This window comes from Ramlibacter sp. (genome assembly GCF_028291745.1).
Classification (GTDB): domain Bacteria; phylum Pseudomonadota; class Gammaproteobacteria; order Burkholderiales; family Burkholderiaceae_C; genus Ramlibacter.
The window spans coordinates 18,310-37,335 of the sequence record NZ_JAQGNQ010000115.1; the positions used below are offsets into that span (position 1 = coordinate 18,310).

General features: G+C 66.7%; 24 protein-coding genes. 16 read left to right on the forward strand and 8 right to left on the reverse strand.

Going from position 1 to position 19,026, the window contains the following annotated elements; all coding sequences use genetic code 11:
- On the forward strand, positions 1 to 1,215 hold the full coding sequence (locus JWP60_RS21640; RefSeq protein ID WP_299795904.1) for a hypothetical protein: 1,215 nt from the start codon (positions 1 to 3) through the stop codon (positions 1,213 to 1,215).
- Positions 1,215 to 3,779 carry a hypothetical protein gene (locus JWP60_RS21645; RefSeq protein ID WP_299795908.1) on the forward strand — a complete coding sequence of 855 codons (2,565 nt, stop codon included), beginning with the start codon at positions 1,215 to 1,217 and terminating at the stop codon, positions 3,777 to 3,779. The genes JWP60_RS21640 and JWP60_RS21645 overlap by 1 nt, the downstream gene beginning before the upstream one ends.
- Here the strand turns inward: JWP60_RS21645 and JWP60_RS21650 are convergent.
- A complete protein-coding gene (locus tag JWP60_RS21650) occupies positions 3,776 to 4,261 on the reverse strand; it encodes a DUF4224 domain-containing protein (RefSeq protein WP_299795911.1) in 486 nt (161 codons plus the stop codon). The two genes, JWP60_RS21645 and JWP60_RS21650, sit on opposite strands and share 4 nt — an antisense overlap.
- Before the next feature lie 23 nt (positions 4,262 to 4,284).
- Between JWP60_RS21650 and JWP60_RS21655 the strand changes: the two genes are divergently transcribed.
- Together JWP60_RS21655 and JWP60_RS21660 are read left to right on the forward strand one after the other, a co-directional pair.
- Positions 4,285 to 4,464: a hypothetical protein gene (locus tag JWP60_RS21655; RefSeq protein ID WP_299795914.1), complete on the forward strand. Its 180-nt coding sequence runs from the start codon at positions 4,285 to 4,287 to the stop codon at positions 4,462 to 4,464.
- Between the two features lie 108 nt (positions 4,465 to 4,572).
- Positions 4,573 to 4,893 (forward strand): hypothetical protein, encoded by a 321-nt coding sequence (locus JWP60_RS21660; RefSeq protein WP_299795916.1) that lies wholly within the window; start codon positions 4,573 to 4,575, stop codon positions 4,891 to 4,893.
- 169 nt (positions 4,894 to 5,062) lie between these two features.
- Here the strand turns inward: JWP60_RS21660 and JWP60_RS21665 are convergent, their stop codons facing one another.
- Positions 5,063 to 5,398, reverse strand: coding sequence for a hypothetical protein (locus tag JWP60_RS21665; protein ID WP_299795919.1), 336 nt, complete (start codon positions 5,396 to 5,398; stop codon positions 5,063 to 5,065).
- Between the two features lie 361 nt (positions 5,399 to 5,759).
- Between JWP60_RS21665 and JWP60_RS21670 the strand changes: the two genes are divergently transcribed.
- From JWP60_RS21670 to JWP60_RS21715, 10 genes are all read left to right on the forward strand, one after another.
- Positions 5,760 to 5,984: a hypothetical protein gene (locus JWP60_RS21670; RefSeq protein WP_299795922.1), complete on the forward strand. Its 225-nt coding sequence runs from the start codon at positions 5,760 to 5,762 to the stop codon at positions 5,982 to 5,984.
- Positions 5,981 to 6,175: a type II toxin-antitoxin system HicA family toxin gene (locus JWP60_RS21675; RefSeq protein ID WP_299795925.1), complete on the forward strand. Its 195-nt coding sequence runs from the start codon at positions 5,981 to 5,983 to the stop codon at positions 6,173 to 6,175. The genes JWP60_RS21670 and JWP60_RS21675 overlap by 4 nt, the downstream gene beginning before the upstream one ends.
- 333 nt (positions 6,176 to 6,508) lie before the next feature.
- Positions 6,509 to 7,066, forward strand: a complete 558-nt coding sequence (locus JWP60_RS21680; RefSeq protein ID WP_299795928.1) for a YSC84-related protein — start codon at positions 6,509 to 6,511, stop codon at positions 7,064 to 7,066.
- Between the two features lie 503 nt (positions 7,067 to 7,569).
- Positions 7,570 to 9,105 (forward strand): GMC family oxidoreductase, encoded by a 1,536-nt coding sequence (locus tag JWP60_RS21685; protein ID WP_363320947.1) that lies wholly within the window; start codon positions 7,570 to 7,572, stop codon positions 9,103 to 9,105.
- Positions 9,102 to 9,575 (forward strand): DoxX family membrane protein, encoded by a 474-nt coding sequence (locus tag JWP60_RS21690; protein WP_299795934.1) that lies wholly within the window; start codon positions 9,102 to 9,104, stop codon positions 9,573 to 9,575. The genes JWP60_RS21685 and JWP60_RS21690 overlap by 4 nt, the downstream gene beginning before the upstream one ends.
- Positions 9,572 to 10,018, forward strand: a complete 447-nt coding sequence (locus JWP60_RS21695; RefSeq protein ID WP_299795937.1) for a cupin domain-containing protein — start codon at positions 9,572 to 9,574, stop codon at positions 10,016 to 10,018. The genes JWP60_RS21690 and JWP60_RS21695 overlap by 4 nt, the downstream gene beginning before the upstream one ends.
- 7 nt (positions 10,019 to 10,025) lie before the next feature.
- Positions 10,026 to 10,928 carry an SMP-30/gluconolactonase/LRE family protein gene (locus JWP60_RS21700; protein WP_299795940.1) on the forward strand — a complete coding sequence of 301 codons (903 nt, stop codon included), beginning with the start codon at positions 10,026 to 10,028 and terminating at the stop codon, positions 10,926 to 10,928.
- Positions 10,925 to 11,773, forward strand: coding sequence for a VOC family protein (locus tag JWP60_RS21705; protein ID WP_299795943.1), 849 nt, complete (start codon positions 10,925 to 10,927; stop codon positions 11,771 to 11,773). Before JWP60_RS21700 ends, JWP60_RS21705 begins: the two co-directional genes overlap by 4 nt.
- A 147-nt stretch (positions 11,774 to 11,920) precedes the next feature.
- Complete coding sequence (locus JWP60_RS21710) at positions 11,921 to 12,808, forward strand: phosphate ABC transporter substrate-binding protein (protein WP_299795946.1); 888 nt, start codon at positions 11,921 to 11,923, stop codon at positions 12,806 to 12,808.
- Positions 12,809 to 12,892: 84 nt separating this feature from the next.
- Positions 12,893 to 13,864 carry a tripartite tricarboxylate transporter substrate binding protein gene (locus JWP60_RS21715; RefSeq protein WP_299795949.1) on the forward strand — a complete coding sequence of 324 codons (972 nt, stop codon included), beginning with the start codon at positions 12,893 to 12,895 and terminating at the stop codon, positions 13,862 to 13,864.
- Between the two features lie 91 nt (positions 13,865 to 13,955).
- Here JWP60_RS21715 and JWP60_RS21720 read toward each other — a convergent pair whose 3' ends face one another.
- Together JWP60_RS21720 and JWP60_RS21725 are read right to left on the reverse strand one after the other, a co-directional pair.
- Positions 13,956 to 14,858 carry a sigma-70 family RNA polymerase sigma factor gene (locus JWP60_RS21720; protein ID WP_299795951.1) on the reverse strand — a complete coding sequence of 301 codons (903 nt, stop codon included), beginning with the start codon at positions 14,856 to 14,858 and terminating at the stop codon, positions 13,956 to 13,958.
- A gap of 52 nt (positions 14,859 to 14,910) precedes the next feature.
- On the reverse strand, positions 14,911 to 15,234 hold the full coding sequence (locus JWP60_RS21725) for an antibiotic biosynthesis monooxygenase family protein (protein WP_299795953.1): 324 nt from the start codon (positions 15,232 to 15,234) through the stop codon (positions 14,911 to 14,913).
- Between the two features lie 151 nt (positions 15,235 to 15,385).
- On the opposite strand from JWP60_RS21725, the gene JWP60_RS21730 reads away from it, so the two are divergent.
- Positions 15,386 to 15,790 carry a type II toxin-antitoxin system prevent-host-death family antitoxin gene (locus tag JWP60_RS21730; RefSeq protein WP_299795955.1) on the forward strand — a complete coding sequence of 135 codons (405 nt, stop codon included), beginning with the start codon at positions 15,386 to 15,388 and terminating at the stop codon, positions 15,788 to 15,790.
- Complete coding sequence (locus JWP60_RS21735; RefSeq protein ID WP_299795957.1) at positions 15,791 to 16,426, forward strand: AAA family ATPase; 636 nt, start codon at positions 15,791 to 15,793, stop codon at positions 16,424 to 16,426. It abuts the gene before it with no gap.
- A gap of 84 nt (positions 16,427 to 16,510) precedes the next feature.
- Here the strand turns inward: JWP60_RS21735 and JWP60_RS21740 are convergent, their stop codons facing one another.
- The 4 genes from JWP60_RS21740 to JWP60_RS21755 all read right to left on the reverse strand — a co-directional run.
- Complete coding sequence (locus tag JWP60_RS21740; RefSeq protein WP_299795959.1) at positions 16,511 to 17,485, reverse strand: tripartite tricarboxylate transporter substrate binding protein; 975 nt, start codon at positions 17,483 to 17,485, stop codon at positions 16,511 to 16,513.
- Positions 17,486 to 17,512: 27 nt separating this feature from the next.
- Positions 17,513 to 18,274, reverse strand: coding sequence for an SDR family oxidoreductase (locus tag JWP60_RS21745; protein ID WP_299795961.1), 762 nt, complete (start codon positions 18,272 to 18,274; stop codon positions 17,513 to 17,515).
- The gene (locus JWP60_RS21750) at positions 18,271 to 18,630 is read right to left on the reverse strand and encodes a fumarylacetoacetate hydrolase family protein (protein WP_299795963.1); all 360 of its coding nucleotides are present in this window, start codon (positions 18,628 to 18,630) and stop codon (positions 18,271 to 18,273) included. The genes JWP60_RS21745 and JWP60_RS21750 overlap by 4 nt, the downstream gene beginning before the upstream one ends.
- A 19-nt stretch (positions 18,631 to 18,649) precedes the next feature.
- Positions 18,650 to 19,026: NAD(P)-dependent oxidoreductase (locus JWP60_RS21755; RefSeq protein ID WP_299795965.1), on the reverse strand; the 377-nt coding region annotated here is incomplete at its 5' end.

Sequence of the window (19,026 nt, forward strand, 5' to 3'; positions counted from 1 at the left end):
ATGTTCGACTTCGTCCCCAACGAGCAGAGCGCCACGCTCTTGGCCGCCACGCGGCGGCCGTCGCTCTCGCCCGCCCCCGGCACCTTCGACAACTTCCTGCCCGGCGCCGGCAGCTACGCAATGCGCAGCCTCGCCGAGGTGGGCCGCGCCGTCGACCTTGCAGGGTCGGTGTTCCCGATCGTCGCCGACAAGATCACCGGTGGCACCGAGCAGCAGGACCGCTACTTTCGCGAGCACGATGACGTGTTCAACAGCGCCGTCGACCACTGGACGCCGCGGCCCGGCGAGGTGGGCACGGCGGGCCAGATCGTTGGCCAGCTCGCCGGCGGCGTCGCGCAGGCGATCATCAGCCCCGCGGTGCTGGTCGGGACTGCACAGCTCTCCACAGCCGAAGACCTGGTGCGCCAGGGCGTCGACGCGGGCGCTGCAAACGTGGCCGGTGACATCGCCGGCATCGGCATGGCTGCAGGTGTGCGCCTGCCGTTCCTGGGGCAGACGGCGGCCGCTCGGATCGCCTCCGGCGCCGGCGGCAACGTCGCCTTGGGCGCGGCCACCGCAGGAGCAACGCGCGGCGTGCTGACCGCCTCGGGCAACCGTGAGCAGGCTGCGCAGTACGACCCCCTGGACGTGAAGGCGCGCGCCCTCGATGCGATGCTCGGTGCCGCGTTCGGCGGGCTGGCACACCTCGATGCACGCGCACAGGCTGCGCTGCTGGTCGTGAACCAGGCGCACCACATGGAGACCAGCACGGCGCCCGGGCGGCCCGTGACGGACGCCGATGCGACCGCGCATGTGCAGGCGCTGCGCCAGGCCGTCGACCAGTTGCTGAATGGCGACCCGGTGAGCGTCCACGGCATCGTGCGAGACGGCGCCTTCGTGCACGACCCGGTCTACTCGCGTGACCACGATGAGGTAGGCGCTGAGATCGAGCGGCTGGCGCGCGAGGAAGCGCCGCCCCCGCCGATTGATGCACCGCTGCAGCCGACCCGCGACACGGCGCCCGACGCGGATCCAATTTCCGCACGCGCACGCCTGGCCGCGGAGCGCAATCCCGACATGCCGATCCCAACCAGCTATTTCGCCGAGGACGGCACGCCGGTGACGCTGCGCGCGGCCGACGTCATCGCGCACACCGACGCCGAAACCGCGCAGGCCAAGGCCCTGATCCCGAACATCTTCCGCACCGCGGCGCAGTGCCTGCTGGGAGCCCTGTAATGTCCGACTTCACCCGCTGCATTTCCGCCCTCAACAAGGCCGCCGGCCGCGAGCTGCGCGACGACGAGATCCAGAACGTCTACGAGAAGATCCAGCGCAAGACCCGCGACCTGGTGAACGACATCCAGGCGGGCCGCATCGACACGGCAGGCGGCAACGCCAACCTGAGCACGCCCGAGGGGCTGATGCAGCACGCCGCGGAACTCGCCGCCGGCGATATGGTCGCCGAGAAGATCCTGCAGCAGCGGCGCGCGCACCTGCAAATCGCTGCCGTCGCCGATCGCACGGCGAACGTCGACGCGATGGTGGGCGGCGGCATCGATCGCGTCGACGCGGTGCGTCGGCTGCTCGCCAATGACGCCGACGGCCGCGCGGACCAGTTCTCACTCGAGGCGCGCGTGCAAGGCGTGTCCAACCTGCTGAAGTCGAAGATCCAGGACACCTGGGCCGCCATGGGTGACGACTTCCTCGGGTTCATCCAGCAGAAGGACAAGATCGCGGCGCTGGTGCGCGAGCTGCGCGGCAAGGACAGCGGCGACCCGATGGCGAGGAAGGGCGCGCAGGCGTGGCTCAAGGCTGCCGAGGACGCGCGCCGCTGGTTCAACGACAAGGGCGGCGAGGTGGGTCGCCTAGAGGATTGGGGCTTCCCGCAGCACCACTCGCAGGAGCGCGTCGCGGCCGCCGGCAAAGAGCAGTGGATGGCTGACGTCTTCCCGGCGCTCGATCGCAGCCGGTACACCGACCTGGCTGGCAATCTGATGACCGAGGGCGAGGTGAAGGGTCTCCTGTCCGCGGCCTGGAACACGATCGCCAGCAACGGCGCGACGAAGATCGAGCCGGGCAAGTTCAAGGGCTCCGGTGCACGCGCAAACCGCAACGCCGAAGAACGGCAGATCCACTTCAAGAACGCCGACGCGGTGCTGGGCTACTGGGAGAAGTACGGCGAGAAGACCTTTCCCGAGATCCTGCTCGGACACATGGAGCGCATGGCGCGCGACATCTCCTTCATCGAGCACTTCGGGCCGAACCCCGACACCACGTTCCGCATGTTGCGTGACCAGGCGGAGCAGGAGGCGAAGCTGGCCGCACCGCAGACCCTCAACCGAATCGACAAGCAGCTCGCCAGCCTGGACAACCTCTACGACTACGCCGCCGGCCGCACCAAGCCGGTCGCGAATCAGGCGGTGGCCCGCACCTTCAGCGTGCTGCGGGACCTGAACGTCGCTGGCAAGCTGGGGAGCGCTTTCTTCGCCTCGTTCTTCGGCGACAAGGTGATGCTCGAGGCCGTGTCGCACCTCAACCACCTGCCGGCGATGCAACGCTGGATGAATGAGCTGCGCCTGCTGAACCCGGCGAACGAGGGCGAGCGCCGCCAGCTGCAGCGCCAAGGCCTGATGCTCGATTACATGCGGTCCGCGCTATACCGCTTCGGCGAGGACCTGGGCCAGTCCGCGTGGACGGGAAAGCTCGCGAATGCGGTGGTGCGCGTCTCCGGCCTCTCGGCGATCAACGAGTGGCGCCGCGGCGCCTTCGGGCTGACCATGATGAGCGCCATCGGCCACGAGGTGAGCTCGAAGGGCTTCGACCAGCTGGGCGCGCAGAGCATGCGACTGCTGCACTCGTTCGGCATCACGGCGGACGACTGGGGGCTGTGGAAGCTCGCGAAGCTGGAAGACTACGGCCACGGCAACGACACGATGCTGACGCCCGAGGGCATCGCCAAGATCCCCGACCAGGCGCTGATCGGCGCGGGGCTGATGCCCGCCGACGCGGGCCCGCACGTGGGCGAGCAGATCCGCCGCGACGCTGTCGTGAAGCTGCTGGGCGCACTGCATTCCGAATCGACCAACGCAATCATCGAGCCGGGCTGGGCGGAGCGCGCTGCGATGGTGGGCGGCCTGCAGCGCGGACGCATTCGCGACGAGCTGATGCTGGCCTTCTGGCAGTTCAAGGCCTTTCCGGTGGCGCAGTTCCAGCGCATGTGGGACCTCACGATGGCCCGTCCCACCACGGGCGGCAAGGTCGGCATGCTCACGACGGTGCTGCTGATGCAGACGCTGGCCGGCGCGATGATGCTGCAGACGCAGGCGCTGCTCGCCGGCCAGGACCCTCGGCCGATGAACGACTGGAAGTTCTGGGCGGCCGCGGCGCTGAAGGGCGGCACGCTGGGCATCTACGGTGACTTCCTCTATTCGCAAAGCGGCACCACGCGCTACGGCACCGGGCCGCTGGAGGCGCTGGCCGGGCCGACCATCGGCAGCGCCGCGACGGCGGTGTCGCTCGCAGTGCGCGCCGGCAACGCGATGAGCGAAGGCAAGGACACGCACCTCGCCGCGAATCTGCTGAACCTGGGCAAGGGCTTCGTGCCGTTCCAGAACCTCTGGTACACCAAGGCGGCCACCGATCACATCCTGCTGCAGAACGCGCAGGAGCAGCTGTCGCCGGGCTACCTGGCCAACATGCGCGCGGCCTCCATGAAGCAGTTCGGTCAGGGCTGGTGGTGGGCGCCGGGCGAGCCGGTGCCGGAGCGCGCGCCGGATATGCGGAACGCGCTGACGCGCTAGCGGACGCCGTAGTCTGGGTAGTCGTAGCGCTCCCGAATCTCTGGAAGGAAAGGGGCTAGGAGCGCACGGCATTCCACGCAATTGATGTGATGGTCGAATGCCTTGGCCTCCGTGCTGATTTTGTAGAACGCGGGACAGGCAAGATTCTTCCCCGGGGTCCTCGAGGCAATCTCAGGACCGTAGATCGCGCGCAGTGCCTGTATTCGTTGACTATGCCCGCGAAAGTTCACTTCTCGCTTCTCCACCTCGTTGTGGAAGGCCGCGTTCCATACCTCCCGAACGGGCGACGGTGGTGCCGGCTTTCCTTCGAGCCACTGCCGCACGTGATACCGCGACACGATGATGCGCGAGCCGTCGCGGCGGTGCGGCACGTCGTTGGACTCCAGCCATTGGGTCTGCGCGTTCGCCCGGGCGCGCCCGGTGAGCTGGCGCAATTCGGGCTTGTCGAGGAACTCACTGACGGACGGCAGTTGATCGCTCATAGGTTGCGTATTACATTTTCGACATGAATCCGCCTCTCCCGAAAGGGGGACCCCGCCCGGGTTCCGGCCGCAAGCCGCTGGGCGAGGAACCCACTGTCATCGTGGCAATACGCATGCTGCCCGAGCAGCGCGAGAAGCTGCAGCGCCTGGGCGGCGCGCCGTGGTTGCGGAAGAAGATTGACCAGGCGAAGGAGCCTGAGTAACCGCAAGCCCCGCGGCGGATCTCGCGGGGCAAAAAGAAGGCGGCCGACAGAGTGTTACGAGCACTCAGCCGGCCTGACCACAGTCCAACCTGAATGAGAGGAATGACCATGGCTGACCACATTCTCGCGGACGAGCCCGCGAACCCCATCCCCCAATCGGCAGACGCATTGCCGCCCGACACCCCCCGCACGCAGCTGATCCTGCGCAGCGCCTATGAACTCGCACAGATCGCCGAGATGGTGCTGCGCGATGTGGAGTACAACTCCGACTCGCTCGAGGACCTGCGCTTCCGGCCGTTGGCGCTGCGCATCAACCAATTGTCGGACCTGATCATATGGAGCCTGGAGGACGAGGGAACGTCGGTCGCCGACCTGGAGAAGCAGCTCACCGGCCTGCGCCACGCTGACGGGGTGGTGCACCATGTCTGACAAGAACGGAAACGACGTTCAGGACCGGCTGGACAGGCTGGCGAGCGAGGCCTTTCCAGCCGCAGCTGTGGAGATCAGAGCCCCCGACAGCCGCGGCTGAAGACAGGAGCCAAGTCCAGTGCGGAAGCCGCCTTCGGGCGGCTTTTTCGTGGGTGCGGCCCCTGGCTGACTAGTTGCAGATCGTCGACGTGCCTATCGTCGTGCACGTCCTGGAGCGGCCGTCGGGCGTGTTGATGAACGTGGTGTCGCCGATGCGCCTCGAGCTGCTGCCGTCGGAGCCGAAGGTGCTGTCGCCGATGCGGTTGTACGTCGTGCCGTCGCTGCGGACGGTGGTGTCGCCAATGCGCTGGTACGTGGTCCCGTCCGAGCTGATGGTCGTCTCCCCGATGCGCTGGTACGTCGTCCCATCGGACCGGATCGTGGTGTCGCCGATGCGGTTGTACGTCGTCTGCGCGGCCGCGGCGCCGGCGGCGAGCAGGAGGAAGGCAGGCAGGCGCAGCTTCATAGGGCCTCCGAGGTGTGGGTCGGACGGTACGCCGACGCGAGGCGACGCACTACGCCCGATCGGGTGAGGCCCTTGCCGCCCGTTCGGAGGAGGCGCCGGCAGATGACAGGTCTTACAAGAATGTCACCGACCGGACAAGTTGGGTCAATACGCTCCCCGCATAGTGCCCGGCAGTGGGCCCTTTCCCCCGCTCCGGAGGCGAGAAGTTGGATCAGGCGGGGGGAGAAAGTACGGCACGTATCCTGCTTCTGCTCCGGAGGCACTTAGGGTTCTGTCCTACCCCATCCGGTGTCGGATGTCCCTGTAATGAGAACCCTGCGGCCGATACGCTGGGATCAGCACTTAGCGCCTGGAGGTACCCATGGCACTCGAATCGCGTGTGGTAAGGGTTAACGTCTACTTCGACCCGGAGGTGGAGAGCTTCTGGGCGGACAGTCCTGATCTCGATGGCCTTTCCGCCAGCGGCAAGTCGCGCGTAGAGGTGGAGCAGGAAGCGCGTTGGGCGGCCGAGACCTTGCTGGAATTGGCCGGCGTCCAGGAACCCCCGCGGCTCAACTTCGAGGATGCTGTCTACCGGCCGGAATGAAGGGCTATTACCGCGACGTCGTAAGGGTTCTCAGGGACCACGGCTACCGGATCCTCCCGGGGCGCGGGAAGGGCTCGCACGAGGTGTGGACGAACGGCCCGCGCAACCAGGTCGTGCCGCGCCACCTCGATTCGCGGGACCACGCCAACAACGTCCTAAAGCAGATGGGCGTCCCCGAGCGCATCAAGTGAATCGTCCGCTGGCGGACACATTGGCGGACACGGGCAGCACCCGCCGGAAAACCAATACTGGCGCGGCCCTTGACAGACACCTGCTCCGCCAGAGACAGGGGCCTGCTGCTACAAAACATGTAGCGCGGGCCCTTCTCGTTTCCACTCGCTGTCCCGGCACGCGACGTCGAGCTGAACGATACCTTCTCTGAAACTGAGCAGCCCAACCGCGCAGCGGTGCGCAGCGCTGGCGCGGTCCCGCCAACGCCCCCGCGTTGAAGCGCCCAGGGGCATACTCGAAAGTCCCTTCACCCAGACCTCGCACAGGAGAATGAGATGCACGCTGGAACACGTATGGCGTTGGGGACCGCGGCAGCGGTCGCCCTGATGTTGGTATCGGGTTGCGCCATCAACCACGGCGCACCTCAACCTTCGGACCGGACGTCCGAAGGCATCGAGGAGGGCGCGTCCAACACGATGGCCAGGCTGTATGCGGCCGTGCCGGGCTCGCGCGACCTGGAACGCAAGGCCACCGGCACGCTGGTGTTCCCGCGCGTCCTCACGGCAGGACTGATCATCGGCGGCGAGCACGGAAGAGGGGTCCTGCACACGCGTGGCCGCCCGGACAGCTTCTACGACATCACAGGCCTCTCCGTCGGTTGGCAGGCGGGCGCCGAGTCGAAGGCACTGGTGTTGATGTTCCTGACGCCGGCTGCCTTGAACAAATTCCTGGAGAGCCATGGTTGGACCGTGGGAGCCGACGCGTCGGTTGCGGTCGTGCGAGAAGGCGCCAACGCCTCGCTGGACTCATTGAGCGCCCGCAACGAGGTGGTGGCGTTTGCGCTGACGAACTCCGGCCTGATGGCGGCGGCGACGATCGAGGGAACGAAGATCTCACCGGTCTCCAGGTAACTCACTGCTGGACGCGCACCGGCCCACATCGGCCGGTCGACGCCCAGGCATCGGGGACACATGGCGCGCGCACCGCTTCTCGGGCCGGGCTGTTGCGCGTCGGGTCGAGCCGCTACGTGTCTCGCCGACGCAAAACCGCGTCGTCCCGACGTGCGGATCACAGCTCAGGCCTGCTGGCGGCCTCCGCGACGCAGGCCCAGAAGCGCGACTTGCGCGCGTGATGCTAGGCAGCGGTATTCGCGCGCGCCAGCACGACATCGAGCAGCGCGCGATACAGGCAAGTGGCGCCGCGCCAGCGCTCGCGACGATCCAGTTCGCGCACGAGCGGCACCAGCGTCATGTAGTCGCGCCCACGAAGGCGTGAACGTCATCTCCCTCGAGGCGGCGCAAGCCGAGGTGTAGGCGCCCCGCAAACCATCCACGGCTGCTACGATGAATCAGCCGATTGACGGACTGAAAAAGGAGCCTCCACCCTGACCCGTGACCACTACGACCTGATCGTCATCGGCAGCGGACCGGGGGGCGCCTCGCTCGCGCAGCGGCTCGCACCGACCGGCAAGCGCATCCTCATCCTCGAACGTGGCGATTACCTGCCGCGGTCCGAGAAGAACTGGAGCAGCCAGGCGGTGTTCGTCGACGGGATCTATCAGACTAGGGAGGCCTGGACCGACGCGCAAGGCAAGCCGTTCAGTCCGGCCCTGCATTACTTCGTTGGCGGCAACAGCAAGGTCTACGGCGCTACTCTCCTGCGGCTGCGAGAGCGCGACTTCGGGGAGGTTCGGCACGCCGGCGGCGTGTCTCCCGCGTGGCCTGTGGGCTATGACGTGTTCGAGCCTTACTATGCCCAGGCCGAACGGCTGTTTCACGTTCACGGCCTGCGCGGCGAGGACCCGCTCGAGCCCTGGGCCAGCACGCCTTATCCGCACCCGCCGGTCAGCCATGAGCCGAAGATCGCCGAGTTGGACGCGAACCTGCGCGGCATCGGACTGCATCCCTTCCATCTGCCGCTGGGCATCCTGCTCGACGAAAACCCCGACGGGACGCCCACGCCGACCAGCACCTGCATGCGCTGCAGTTTTTTCGACGGCTTCCCCTGTCTCCTGAACGGCAAGGCCGACGCACAGGTGATCTGCATCGACCCGATGCTTGCCGCCCACGACAACGTCACGCTGATGACGAACGCGTATGTCTCCCGCCTTGGCACTGACGGGTCAGGACGCAAGGTCAACGCGGTGCACGTGACGCGCAATGGCGGCGAGGAGATCTATTCCGCCGACCTCGTGGTGGTTGCCTGCGGCGCGCTCTCCTCGGCGCTGCTGCTGCTGCGCTCGGCCAACGAACAGCATCCGGACGGTCTGGCCAACGGCTCCGGCCAGCTCGGGCGCAACTACATGCGCCATCACATGAGTGTCTTGATGGCGATCATGGCGGAGGCCAACGACACGGTCTTCCAGAAGACGCTCGCGTTCAGCGACTTCTATTTCGGCTCCGACGACTGGGAGCATCCGCTCGGCCTCGTCCAGATGTGCGCCACCAGCCATGCTCCCCAGATCCGGGGCGAGGCGCTGCCGGAATCGCTCGAATGGCTGCCGAAGATGCCGTTCGAACAGATCGCCCGCCACTCGATGGACTTCTGGCTGCAGTCCGAGGATCTGCCGCATCCGGACAACCGTATCTACTACCAGAACGGCCGCGTCCATCTCGATCAGCACGAGACCAATCCGCAGGCACTGCACCATCTCAAGCGCAAGCTCAAGCAGGTGCTGACCGAGGCGGGTCATCCGCATGTGCTGCTGGAACGCAGTCTCTATCTCGGCAAGGACATCCTGCTTGGCGGCACCGCCCACCAGGCCGGGACGGCGCGTTTCGGAACCGATCCCGCCACCTCGGTGCTCGACCTCGATTGCCGCGCCCACGAAATCGACAATCTCTACCTGGCCGATGCCAGCTTCTTTCCCTCGATCGGGGCGGTGAATCCGACGCTGACCATCATCGCCAATGCGCTGCGGGTCGCGGACAAGATCAGGGAGCGACTGTGAGCAGCGCCGCGGTCGCGGCCTTCGTCGTGCGCTGTGGGCTGGTCGTGCTGTTCCTCCCCTTCAGCGCTCTCGACAAGGTGCTGAACTTCGAGGGTGCGGTGCACCAGGCCAGCGAGACCTTCTCCTGGCGGCCGCTGGCAATCCTGGCGATCTTCTGCGCCCTCGGCATCGAGATCATCATGCCGATCGGCATCGTCACCGGCGCTGGCGATCGGGCCTGTGCGCTGGTCATGGCCGGCTATTGCGCGGTGACGGCGATCCTGTGGAAACGCTTCTGGGCACAAGGCGACTTCTGGTCCGATCCTGGCGGCAAAGGGCGAACCCTGTTCTGGGACTTCCTGAAGAACTTGTCCCTGGCCGCCGGCTTCCTGCTCCTGACCGTGGGCCTGGACGGATCGGGCCTGGCCGTGTTCCTCGCCCACCCGCTGGCCTCCAGCCATCCCTATGCCGCGCGCCAGGAGCAGCCATGAGCGATCTCGGTCCGCGACCCAGCGTTCCGTATTGGCACCTGTGGGTCGATGACGCGGGCGTCAGCCACCAGCGCCAGTGCCGTCTCGAGAACTACGATGCGCACCGGGTCGGCGCTGCGGATCCGCAGTGGAACAATCCGCAGCCGCGATCCGAGGCCAGCGTCGTCTTCACCGTGCAGCCGGTCGGCTGGATCGGTGAGTGGCACGAGAATCCGGCGCCGCAATGGATCGTGGTGCTGTCGGGCCGCTGGTTCATCGAAAGCATGGACGGCACGCGCATCGAGCAGGGACCCGGCGAGTTTTCGCTCGGCGAGGACCAGGGCTGCGCAGAGCGCGATGGCAGAAAAGGCCACCGTTCCGGCACTGTCGGCGACGAGCCCTGCTGCCTGATGACGGTGCAGCTCCATGTGGATCCCGTTCGCGCTCCTTGTCACATCCGGTAGGGCTGGCATGGACGGCTTCGAGATCCGCAATCCACGGTTTCGCGCGCTGGTGCTGCCGAACGCGCCGCTGGAGACGCTCGGCACCGGTTATCGCTGGCTGGAAGGACCGGTGTGGTTCGCCGACCAGGATTGCCTCTACGTCAGCGACCTGCCCAATGACCGCGTGCTGCGCTGGAGCGAAGCTGGCGGGCTTTCGGTTTTCCAGCAGCCATCCGGCTTCGCCAACGGCCACGCGCGCGATCGCCAGGGGCGCCTTCTCACCTGCTCGCACCGTGACCGCGCCGTCACCCGCATCGAATTCGACGCAGCGGTGACGGTGCTGGCCAGTCACTTCGATGGCAAGCGCCTCAATGCGCCCAACGACATCGTCTGCAAATCGGACGGGACGATCTGGTTCAGCGACCCCGTCTACGGGATCAGCACCGACTATGAAGGCGGCAAGCAACCGCCGCAACTGCCGTCGGCGCTCTATCGGCTCGATCCGGCAAGCGGGGAACTGCGCGTGGCTGCCGCCGATTTCGTCAACCCGAACGGCCTGGCTTTTTCGCCGGACGAGCGCTTGCTCTATGTCGCCGAGACGGGCGATCAATTCGACGAGGCATCGCCTCGCTTCATCCGCCGCTTCGCCGTGCGTGACGACGGCGCGCTCTCCGGCGGCGAGTGCTTCCACCGGGTCGAGCCGGGTAACGCCGACGGCTTTCGTGTCGACGAGCAGGGCAATCTCTGGTCGAGCGCGGCCGATGGCGTCCACTGCATCAGCCCCGACGGCGAGTTGCTCGGCAAGATCCTGACTCCATCGCTCGTCTCGAACCTGTGCTTCGGCGGCCGCAACCGCTCACGCCTGTTCGTCTGCGCCTCGCACACGCTGATGGCCATCTACACCAACACGCGCGGATGTGTTCGCCCGTGACGGCACGGCTCACGGCGATCCTCGCCTTCCGGTTGGTGACCAGGGAGCCGGAACGGCTCGTCGCCTTCTATACCGGCCTCGGCTTCGCTGCGGGTGAGGTGAAGGCGATCCCCGCCGCGGAGATGGCGCTGTTCGGGCTGCAGGGTGGCGGCTGGCGGCGGACCTTGTCGCTTGGCGATCAGCGCATTGAGCTGGATCATTTCGAGCAATCCGGGCGACCTTATCCGCCCGGCGTGACCGGCGCCGACACCCGCTTTCAGCATCTAGCGCTCGTCACCGACGACGCGGCCGCCGCCTGGTCGCGCGCTGGTGCGCTGGGTGCGCTGCCGATCTCCGTCGCCGGGCCGGTGACACTTCCGGCTTCCTCGGGCGGTGTCACGGCCCTCAAGTTCCGCGATCCGGAGGGGCATCCGCTGGAGCTGCTGCAATTCCCTCGCGGATCGCGCTGGCTCGGTTCCGGCCTGCTTGGCATCGATCACAGCGCCATTTCCGTGAGCGATGTGGAGGTCGGCCGTCGGTTCTACGGCGCGCTGGGTCTGTCCACCAACGGGCAGACGCTGAACCAGGGCCCGACGCAGTCGGCGCTCGACGCACTGGCCGGCGCCGAGGTGGACATCGTGCCGCTCATGCCCCCGATCGTGACGCCGCATCTCGAGTTGCTCGGCTACCGGAGCCCGCCGCCTCTTCGCGCCGCGCTTCTCGCGCCGAACGACGTTGCCGCGACCCGCATCGTCTGGAGTGCGGACCAGGACGGCTTGCTGCGGGATGCGGACGGGCATTTTCATCTGCTCACCACCCCCATCGACGAAAAAAGCGGTGCTAGTCGCACGCCGGGATCGCGATAGTCGCGGCGCCGCCGGCTTCGGCACGCCGGTCCGCCGACCCGCTTCCCCCAATGACGGATACTCCGCCCGCAACGCCGCCGCTCCTTTGCGCAACAACCGGCGGCATCGAGGCTCGCTGCGATGTCGCCCCAGCTCAGAACCCACAGCATGACCTCCGGACTTCCGTCCACGAAGATCTCCACCTTGATCGGCGACTTTCCGCACACACGCGCCTTCCGTTCAGGCGTGCTGCAGTCTCCGTCCGTGGCATTGGATATCGCGCCGTTTCCGGTCGCGTTTCCGGCATTCTCGAGAGCTGTCGCCATGGAGTTCGACGTCTCGGAGCTCTCCCTGGTGACCTTCCTGCAGGCGCGTGCAGCCGGACGCAAGCTGTCGCTGCTGCCGGCGGTCACCATGTCACGATTTCAGCACCCCTACCTGGTCTTCGACTCGGCCAAGGGCGCCATGACGCCCAAGGATCTCGAAGGGGCTCGCGTCGCTGTGCGTCTCTTCACGTCGACCACGGCTTCGTGGCTGCGTGGAATCCTGGTCAACGAGTACGACGTGGATGTGACGAAGATCCGATGGCTCGCGCATCAGGAACCGAACGTTCCGGAATGGACCGATCCGCCGAACGTCACGAGGGTTCCGAAGATGGACTTGAGCGAGATGCTGTTCTCCGGCGAAGTCGATGCGATCGTGGTCACTCCGGTGCCGACCGACCCGCGCATCCAGCCCGTCATCCCTGATCCGGTCGCGGCGATGAGGTCGTGGCAGGCCAGGAACAATGCCATCCAGATCAACCACATGATGGTGGTCAAGGACGACTTCGCCGAATCCAACCCCGCCGCCGTGCGCGAAGTCTGGCGCATGCTGAAAGAATCCAAACGCATGGCCAACGAACCGGCCGAAAAGGCCGCGTTCACGCCGTATGGCATCGAAGCGAACCGGCACAACATCGACGTCCTGATCAACTACATGGTCACCACGGGCATGATCCCGCGCCGGTTCGCAGTGGACGATCTGTTCAACGATGTGACGCGCACGCTCGCGTAGCTGGTGGCCGGACCCGGTCACACCACCAGGTATCCGTTTCAATCAAGCCGTCAAGACAAGAGACAAGAGACAAGAGACAAGACCATGACAGTTCGCAAACTCCTCGTACGGCTGACAGCCGTAGTGGGCCTCGCCCTGGTGGCGGCCAGCTCGGTCCTCGCCGCCTTTCCCGACAAGCCAATTCGCCTGGTCGTGCCTTTCCCCCCCGGCGGGGGCGTTGACATCATCGCGCGCACCCTGGGCGCGGGCATGTCGCAGATCCTGGGGCAGCCGATGGTTGTCGACAACAAGCCCGGTGCGGGAACCATCATTGGCACCGACGCGGTGGCAAGGAGCCCCGCCGACGGCTACACCCTGGTGGTGGCCTCCTTCGCGCATGCGGTGAACCCGAGCCTGATGCCCAAGCTGCCTTACGACACGGACAAGGCTTTCGCGCCGGTGATCCTGATCGGCCGCGGGCCCAATGTGCTGGTCGTGCGCGCTGACAGTCCGTACAAGACCGTCAGGGATATCGTCGTCGCGGCCGCCGCGAAGCCTGGTGAGCTGACGTATGCGTCGCAGGGCAATGGAACATCCGCGCATCTCGCTGGCGAAATGTTCGCGAACCTGGCCAAGGTCAAGGTCACCCACGTGCCCTACAAGGGGGTGGCCGCTGCACTCACTGACGTGTTGGGTGGCCGGGTGGACATGATGTTCGCCACGTCCTCGGCGGTGGGCGCCTTCGTCGAGAGCGGCAAGCTGCGCGCCATCGCGGTGACCAGCAGTGAGCGCTCCCCCGCCCTCAAGGGCGTCCCGGCGGTGGCCGAGACTGTGCCGGGCTACTCGGTGGAGAGCTGGTACGGGCTGTACGCGCCGGCCGGCACGCCTGCCGACGCGATCGCCAGGCTCAATGTCGCAGCGAGGACGGCTGCACGGGCTCCCGAGTTTCGTCGCAGGCTCGAGCAGGAGGGCCTGGTGGTGAGCGCCGGCACACCCGAGGAGCTCGAGGCGTATGTGCGCGCTGAAGTGGCCCGCTGGCGCAAGGTGGTCAAGGAAAACAACGTCAAGGTCGACTGATCGCCCGAGGCTCCAGCGCCTACTGGGCCTCGAAGTTCGCGCTGGCATGGACGGTACGCAAGCAGGCGCCCCGATGAAGGCCCCAAGGCGATCAGCTTGGCCCGAGCAGTGAAGGCTCGGCGTCCGCCATGACGTAGCGGGCAAAAACGAAATCGCGGATCGTCGACACGTGTTCGCCGGACCAGCCAAGAATGACGAAGTAGTCCGCGCGGCCGTCCAAGCGCTCGTGTTGTCGAATCAGGACGGCCGGCCGACCTTCCACTACCCCCGGTCGTGCAGTCCAACCCTCGATCTGCCCGTACCGCGCAAAGTATTCGCCACCGGCCGGTCCTTGCAACTCGAGCCGATTCACCAGATCGAGTCGCACGTCTGCAGCCAGCATGGTGCGAAGGGTGTCGAAATCCCGTGCGTTGAACAGGTCGACATACCTTCGCAGCAGCCGTTGTTCGGCGGCAGACAACGGGTCGCGCTGGGCGGCCTGTGCCACCTGCCTGGTCAACGCAAGCAAGCGTCCGCGCCCGCGCTGCAGGATCGACTTCACCTCAACGACGGTGGTGCCGAGGATCTCGCCGACGTCCTCGGCGGAATACTCGAGAACGTCAAAAAGGATGACCACGCTGCGCTGCGATGCCGGGAGTTGCATGAACGCAGGCAAGGTCGCCGCTGTCGCTTCGCGTCTCGCCAGTTCGTCAACCGGATCGGCGATCAACTCCAGATCATCTGCGCCGTGAAGTTGGTCGATGCGTGCTCGGCGGCGCAAAAGGTCCAGCGCCAGGTTGTGAGCGATCCGGAAGAGCCAGCCCTCTGCGTTCTCGATCGGGCGTTCTTGCGGGGTGTACTCCAGCGCTCGCAAGAGGGCCTCCTGGACGAGGTCCTCCCCGTCCAGGGTTGATCCCACCATCCGGGCGCAGTAGCGGTGCAGCTTGGGGCGGAGGCGGTCGAGGTCGATCGAGCCAAGCGGGCTCGAAGCGGAAAAAACGGGCGGTCGACTCATTTCTCTGCGGCTGGAATGCAGCCCCGTGAGTCGAGAAAGTGGGGATCGGGATTCAAGCGACGACGGTGGATGTGACGTCGCAGGTGATCGCTTCCATCTGCGCAATGGCCTTGACGCCTTCGAAGTATGCCGGCATTTCCGGACGCTGCCTCATTGCGGCAATCCCATCGGCGCTGCGCCATTGTCCGTAGATCACCACGCGCCGACCGTCGCGCGAGACATGCAGGGACGACGACACGAACCCAGGTACTTTGCAGATCCATTGCTCGGTGCCTTCTCTCAGCAGGGCCACGAGTCGATCGCGATCTTCCGGAGCAACACTGAAAACGTTGACGAGCGTGGTGAGTTCGGCATCCGCATTGATCTTGGGCGTCATGGCTGTAAACCTCGGTAGTAAGTTGAGCAAAAGGGGAGCACCCATTGGTGCCCGGGAACCCGGATGTGCAGGGTTCGTCTCTGCATAGACGTTTCACGACAGCCAAACGAATCGGCCCCGACGTGAAATCAGCTTGAGACGGGGACTTCTTGTGGAAAATGCCATCTGCTGCCAGATATGGCAAAATGGTCGCACCTCAGGAGTCCGCGTGATCGCCGAATTCCCCAAGCTCGAAGACCTGCCTCGCCAGACCGCCTCCGACGTCAAGAACAAATGGCGGGATGTGGTGCGCGAAGTCCATGAGTCCGGAAGCGTTGCCATCACCAACCATTCTTCCGTGGAAGTGGTGCTGGTGAACGCGCAGGCGTATCGGCAATTGGCGGCCAGCGCTGCGGCCCTCAAGGAACGGGAGGCAGCGCTTCTCGAGCAGCTGTCGGCGCAGTTCCAGCAACGCCTGGCGAGCTTGCAGGCACCCGATGCCGCCAACAAGGCCGCGGCGGTCTTTCAGCGCAAGGGCAGGCTGTCCACCAGGCCGAAGGCGGGCGCCTCGTACTAGGTGCGGCCTTTCATCATCGTACTGGCCGGCGTCAACGGAGCCGGGAAGAGCTCGGTTCTCGGCGCGCTCCTGCAAGACGAAGGACTCGAGACGTACAACCCCGACCGGTACGCAGCCGTGCTGGTGCGTGAGCTCGGGGTGAGTCTCGAGGAGGCGAGTGGCCGTGCCTGGCAGCATGGCAAATCGCTTCTGGAAAGCGCGATCGCCACCGGCAGCAACCACGCTTTCGAAACCACGCTGGGCGGAAACACGATCACGCGGCTGCTGCGCGCGGCATCGAAGACGCACGACGTGCTGATGCTGTACTGCGGCCTCGCCTCCCCCGAGCTGCACATCGCGCGGGTCGCACAACGTGTCGCGCACCAGGGCCATCCGATCCCCGACGAGAAGATCCGCGAGCGCTGGAACACCTCGCGGGCCAACCTGGTGCTGCTGCTGCCCGTGCTCTCGCGCCTTCAGGTGTTCGATAACAGCCAATCCGTCGAGGCTGGCCAGGACATCCCGGATCCGGTTCTCGTGCTCGCGCTCGAAGACGGGCGCATGACCTTCCCCGCCGTCCTGTCGCACGAGGCGCTGTCGGCGGTGCCAGCATGGGCACAGCCGATCCTGGAGGCGGCGATTCAGCGGCAGCCCTAGCGCAACTCCGGCCAGCTCACGATCGAGGAGTTCTACGCCGCTGCAGCCGTTTGCCGCCGTGAAGCTCGAGGCCCTGGCCTGAGCTCATTCCGCCGGGATGCCCGCTTCCTTGACGACCTTGCTCCATTTGGCGAGGTCGGACTTGATCAGCGCGGCGTACTCCTGCGGTGTGCCGCCCTGGATGTCGACGCCCGCGGCCTCCAGCTTGGCCCGCACGTCGGGCATCTTCAGCGCCGCGTTGATCTCCGCGTTCAGCCGCGCCACGATCGCCTTCGGGGTGCCGGCGGGCGCGAGGAAGCCGCCGTTCGTGCTGGCGTCGTAGCCCTTGAGCCCCTGTTCGTCCGCCGTGGGCACGTCGGGCAGGGACTGGGCGCGCTTGCGGCTCGACACCGCCACGGCCCGGACGTTGCCGGCCTTCACTTGCCCCTGGATGGCACTCACCGTGTCGATGTAGAGCGCGGTGCGTCCGGCCAGCAGGTCCGGCTGCGCGGCGGACGAGCCCTTGTACGGCACCAGCAGCATGGGGACACCGGTCGCCATGCGGAACATCTCCGCCGCCATTTCCTGTGCACTGCCGCGCCCCGAGGTGGCGACCTTCGCCTCCTCGGGGTGGGCCTTCATCCAGGCCACGAACTCGGGCAGCGTCCTGGCGGGAATCTTCGGGTAGATGGCGAACACCAGCGGCACCTCGTGCGTGTACACGATCGGCTCGAAGCTCTTCTCCGGATCCCAGCCGAGGTTCCTGAACAGGAACTTGTTGATGTTGTGGCTGCCGCCCACGATGCCGATCGTGTAGCCGTCGGGCGCCGCTTTCGCGATCGCATCCGTGCCGAGGTTGTTGGACGCGCCCGGCTTGTTGTCGACGATCACCGGCTGCCCCAGCGAGGTCGTGAGCTTCTCGCTGACGAGGCGGGCAATGAGGTCGATCGCCCCTCCGGGCGGTGCGGGCACGATGATCCGGATCGCGTGGGTGGGATAGGCCTGGGCCGATGCCACGGTCGGCACGGTGGCCACGAGGGCCGAGGCGGCAAGGATGGTGAGCAGGGATTTTCTTTGCATGGAAGTCTCCTCCGGGGATGATCGATTTCAGCCGCGCCCGACGTAGGGCATGGCGCTGGCCATGATGGTCATGGTCAGCACGTTCGCGTTCAGCGGCAGGCCGGCGATGTGGCGCACCGCATCGGCCACGTGGCGCGCGTCCATCATGGGTTCGGGCGCCATCGTGCCGTTGGCCTGCAGCACGCCGCGCGTCATGCGCTCGGACAATTCGGTCAGCGCATTGCCGATGTCGATCTGGCTGGCGACGATGTTGAACGCGCGGCCGTCCAGCGCCAGCGCCTTGGTCAGGCCCGCCACGGCGTGCTTGCTGGCGGTGTACGGCGCGGTGAAGGGCCGCGGCGTATACGCGGAGACCGATCCGTTGTTGATGATGCGGCCGCCCTGCGGCGACTGCCGCCGCATCAGGCCGAAGGCCGCGCGTGCGCACAGGAACACGCCGGTCACGTTGGTGTTGATCACGCTGAACCACTTCTCCAGCGGCAGTTCGTCCATCGGCACCGCGGGGGCGTTCACGCCGGCGTTGTTGAACAGCAGGTCGAGCCGGCCGAAGCTGCGCTCGATCGTGGCGAACAGCGCCTGCACGCTTTCGGGATCGCACACGTCGGTGGGCACGGCCAGTGCGGTCTGGCCGCGCGCCTCGGCCTCGCCGGCGAGGGTCTGCAGGGGTTCGGCGCGGCGGCCGGCAAGCACGACGCACCAGCCGTCGGCCAGCAGGCCGGCGGCCACGGCGCGGCCGATGCCGCTGCCGGCGCCGGTGACCAGGGCGATCTTGGGGGAAGGGCTCGTCACGAGAGGTCTCCTGTCACGGTCATGGTGAATTGGGCGATGCCGGCCACGCCGCCGCTGACGACGTCGCCGGCTTGCAGCGGGGCCACGCCGGCGGGCGTGCCGGTGAAGATCAGGTCGCCCGGGGCGAGAGTGACCGAGGCGCGGGTCCCGGCGGGATAGGGCAGGGCGCCTTCGGCCGGCACGACCGCGCTGGCGGGCTTGGCAAACCAGGCCGGCAGGTCGCGCGGCCGGGGCTCGTCCGCGCTCCAGGCGTAGTTGCGGCCGATGCAGAACACGCGGCCCACGGGGAAGAGGGCATGGCTGCCCGCCATTGGCAGGGTCACCGGCGCAGCAGGGGGAAAGACGAACTCGGTCATGGGAGCGTGGTCGCGGGCTTCAGGTGGTCAGGCTCATCGCGGGGCGTTCGCCCGCCAGGGCCTGGGCGAGGCTGGCCAGCACCATTTCGCCCATGGCGGTGCGGGTCTCCCACGTGGCGCTGGCGCGATGCGCCTGCAGCGTGACGCGGTCCGACTGGCGCAGTGCCAGGGGAACCCGCGGCTCGTCGACGAACACGTCCAGGCCGGCGCCGGCAATGCGGCCGGCCGTCAGCGCCTGCGCGAGATCGGCCTCGTTGACCAGGCGCCCTCGCGCCACGTTGACCACGAAGCCGCGCGGACCCAGGGCATCGAGCACGGCGGCATTCACGATGCCTTCGGCCTGGTCGGCCGCGGCGCACAGCACCAGCGCGTCGGATTCGCGCGCCAGGTCGACCA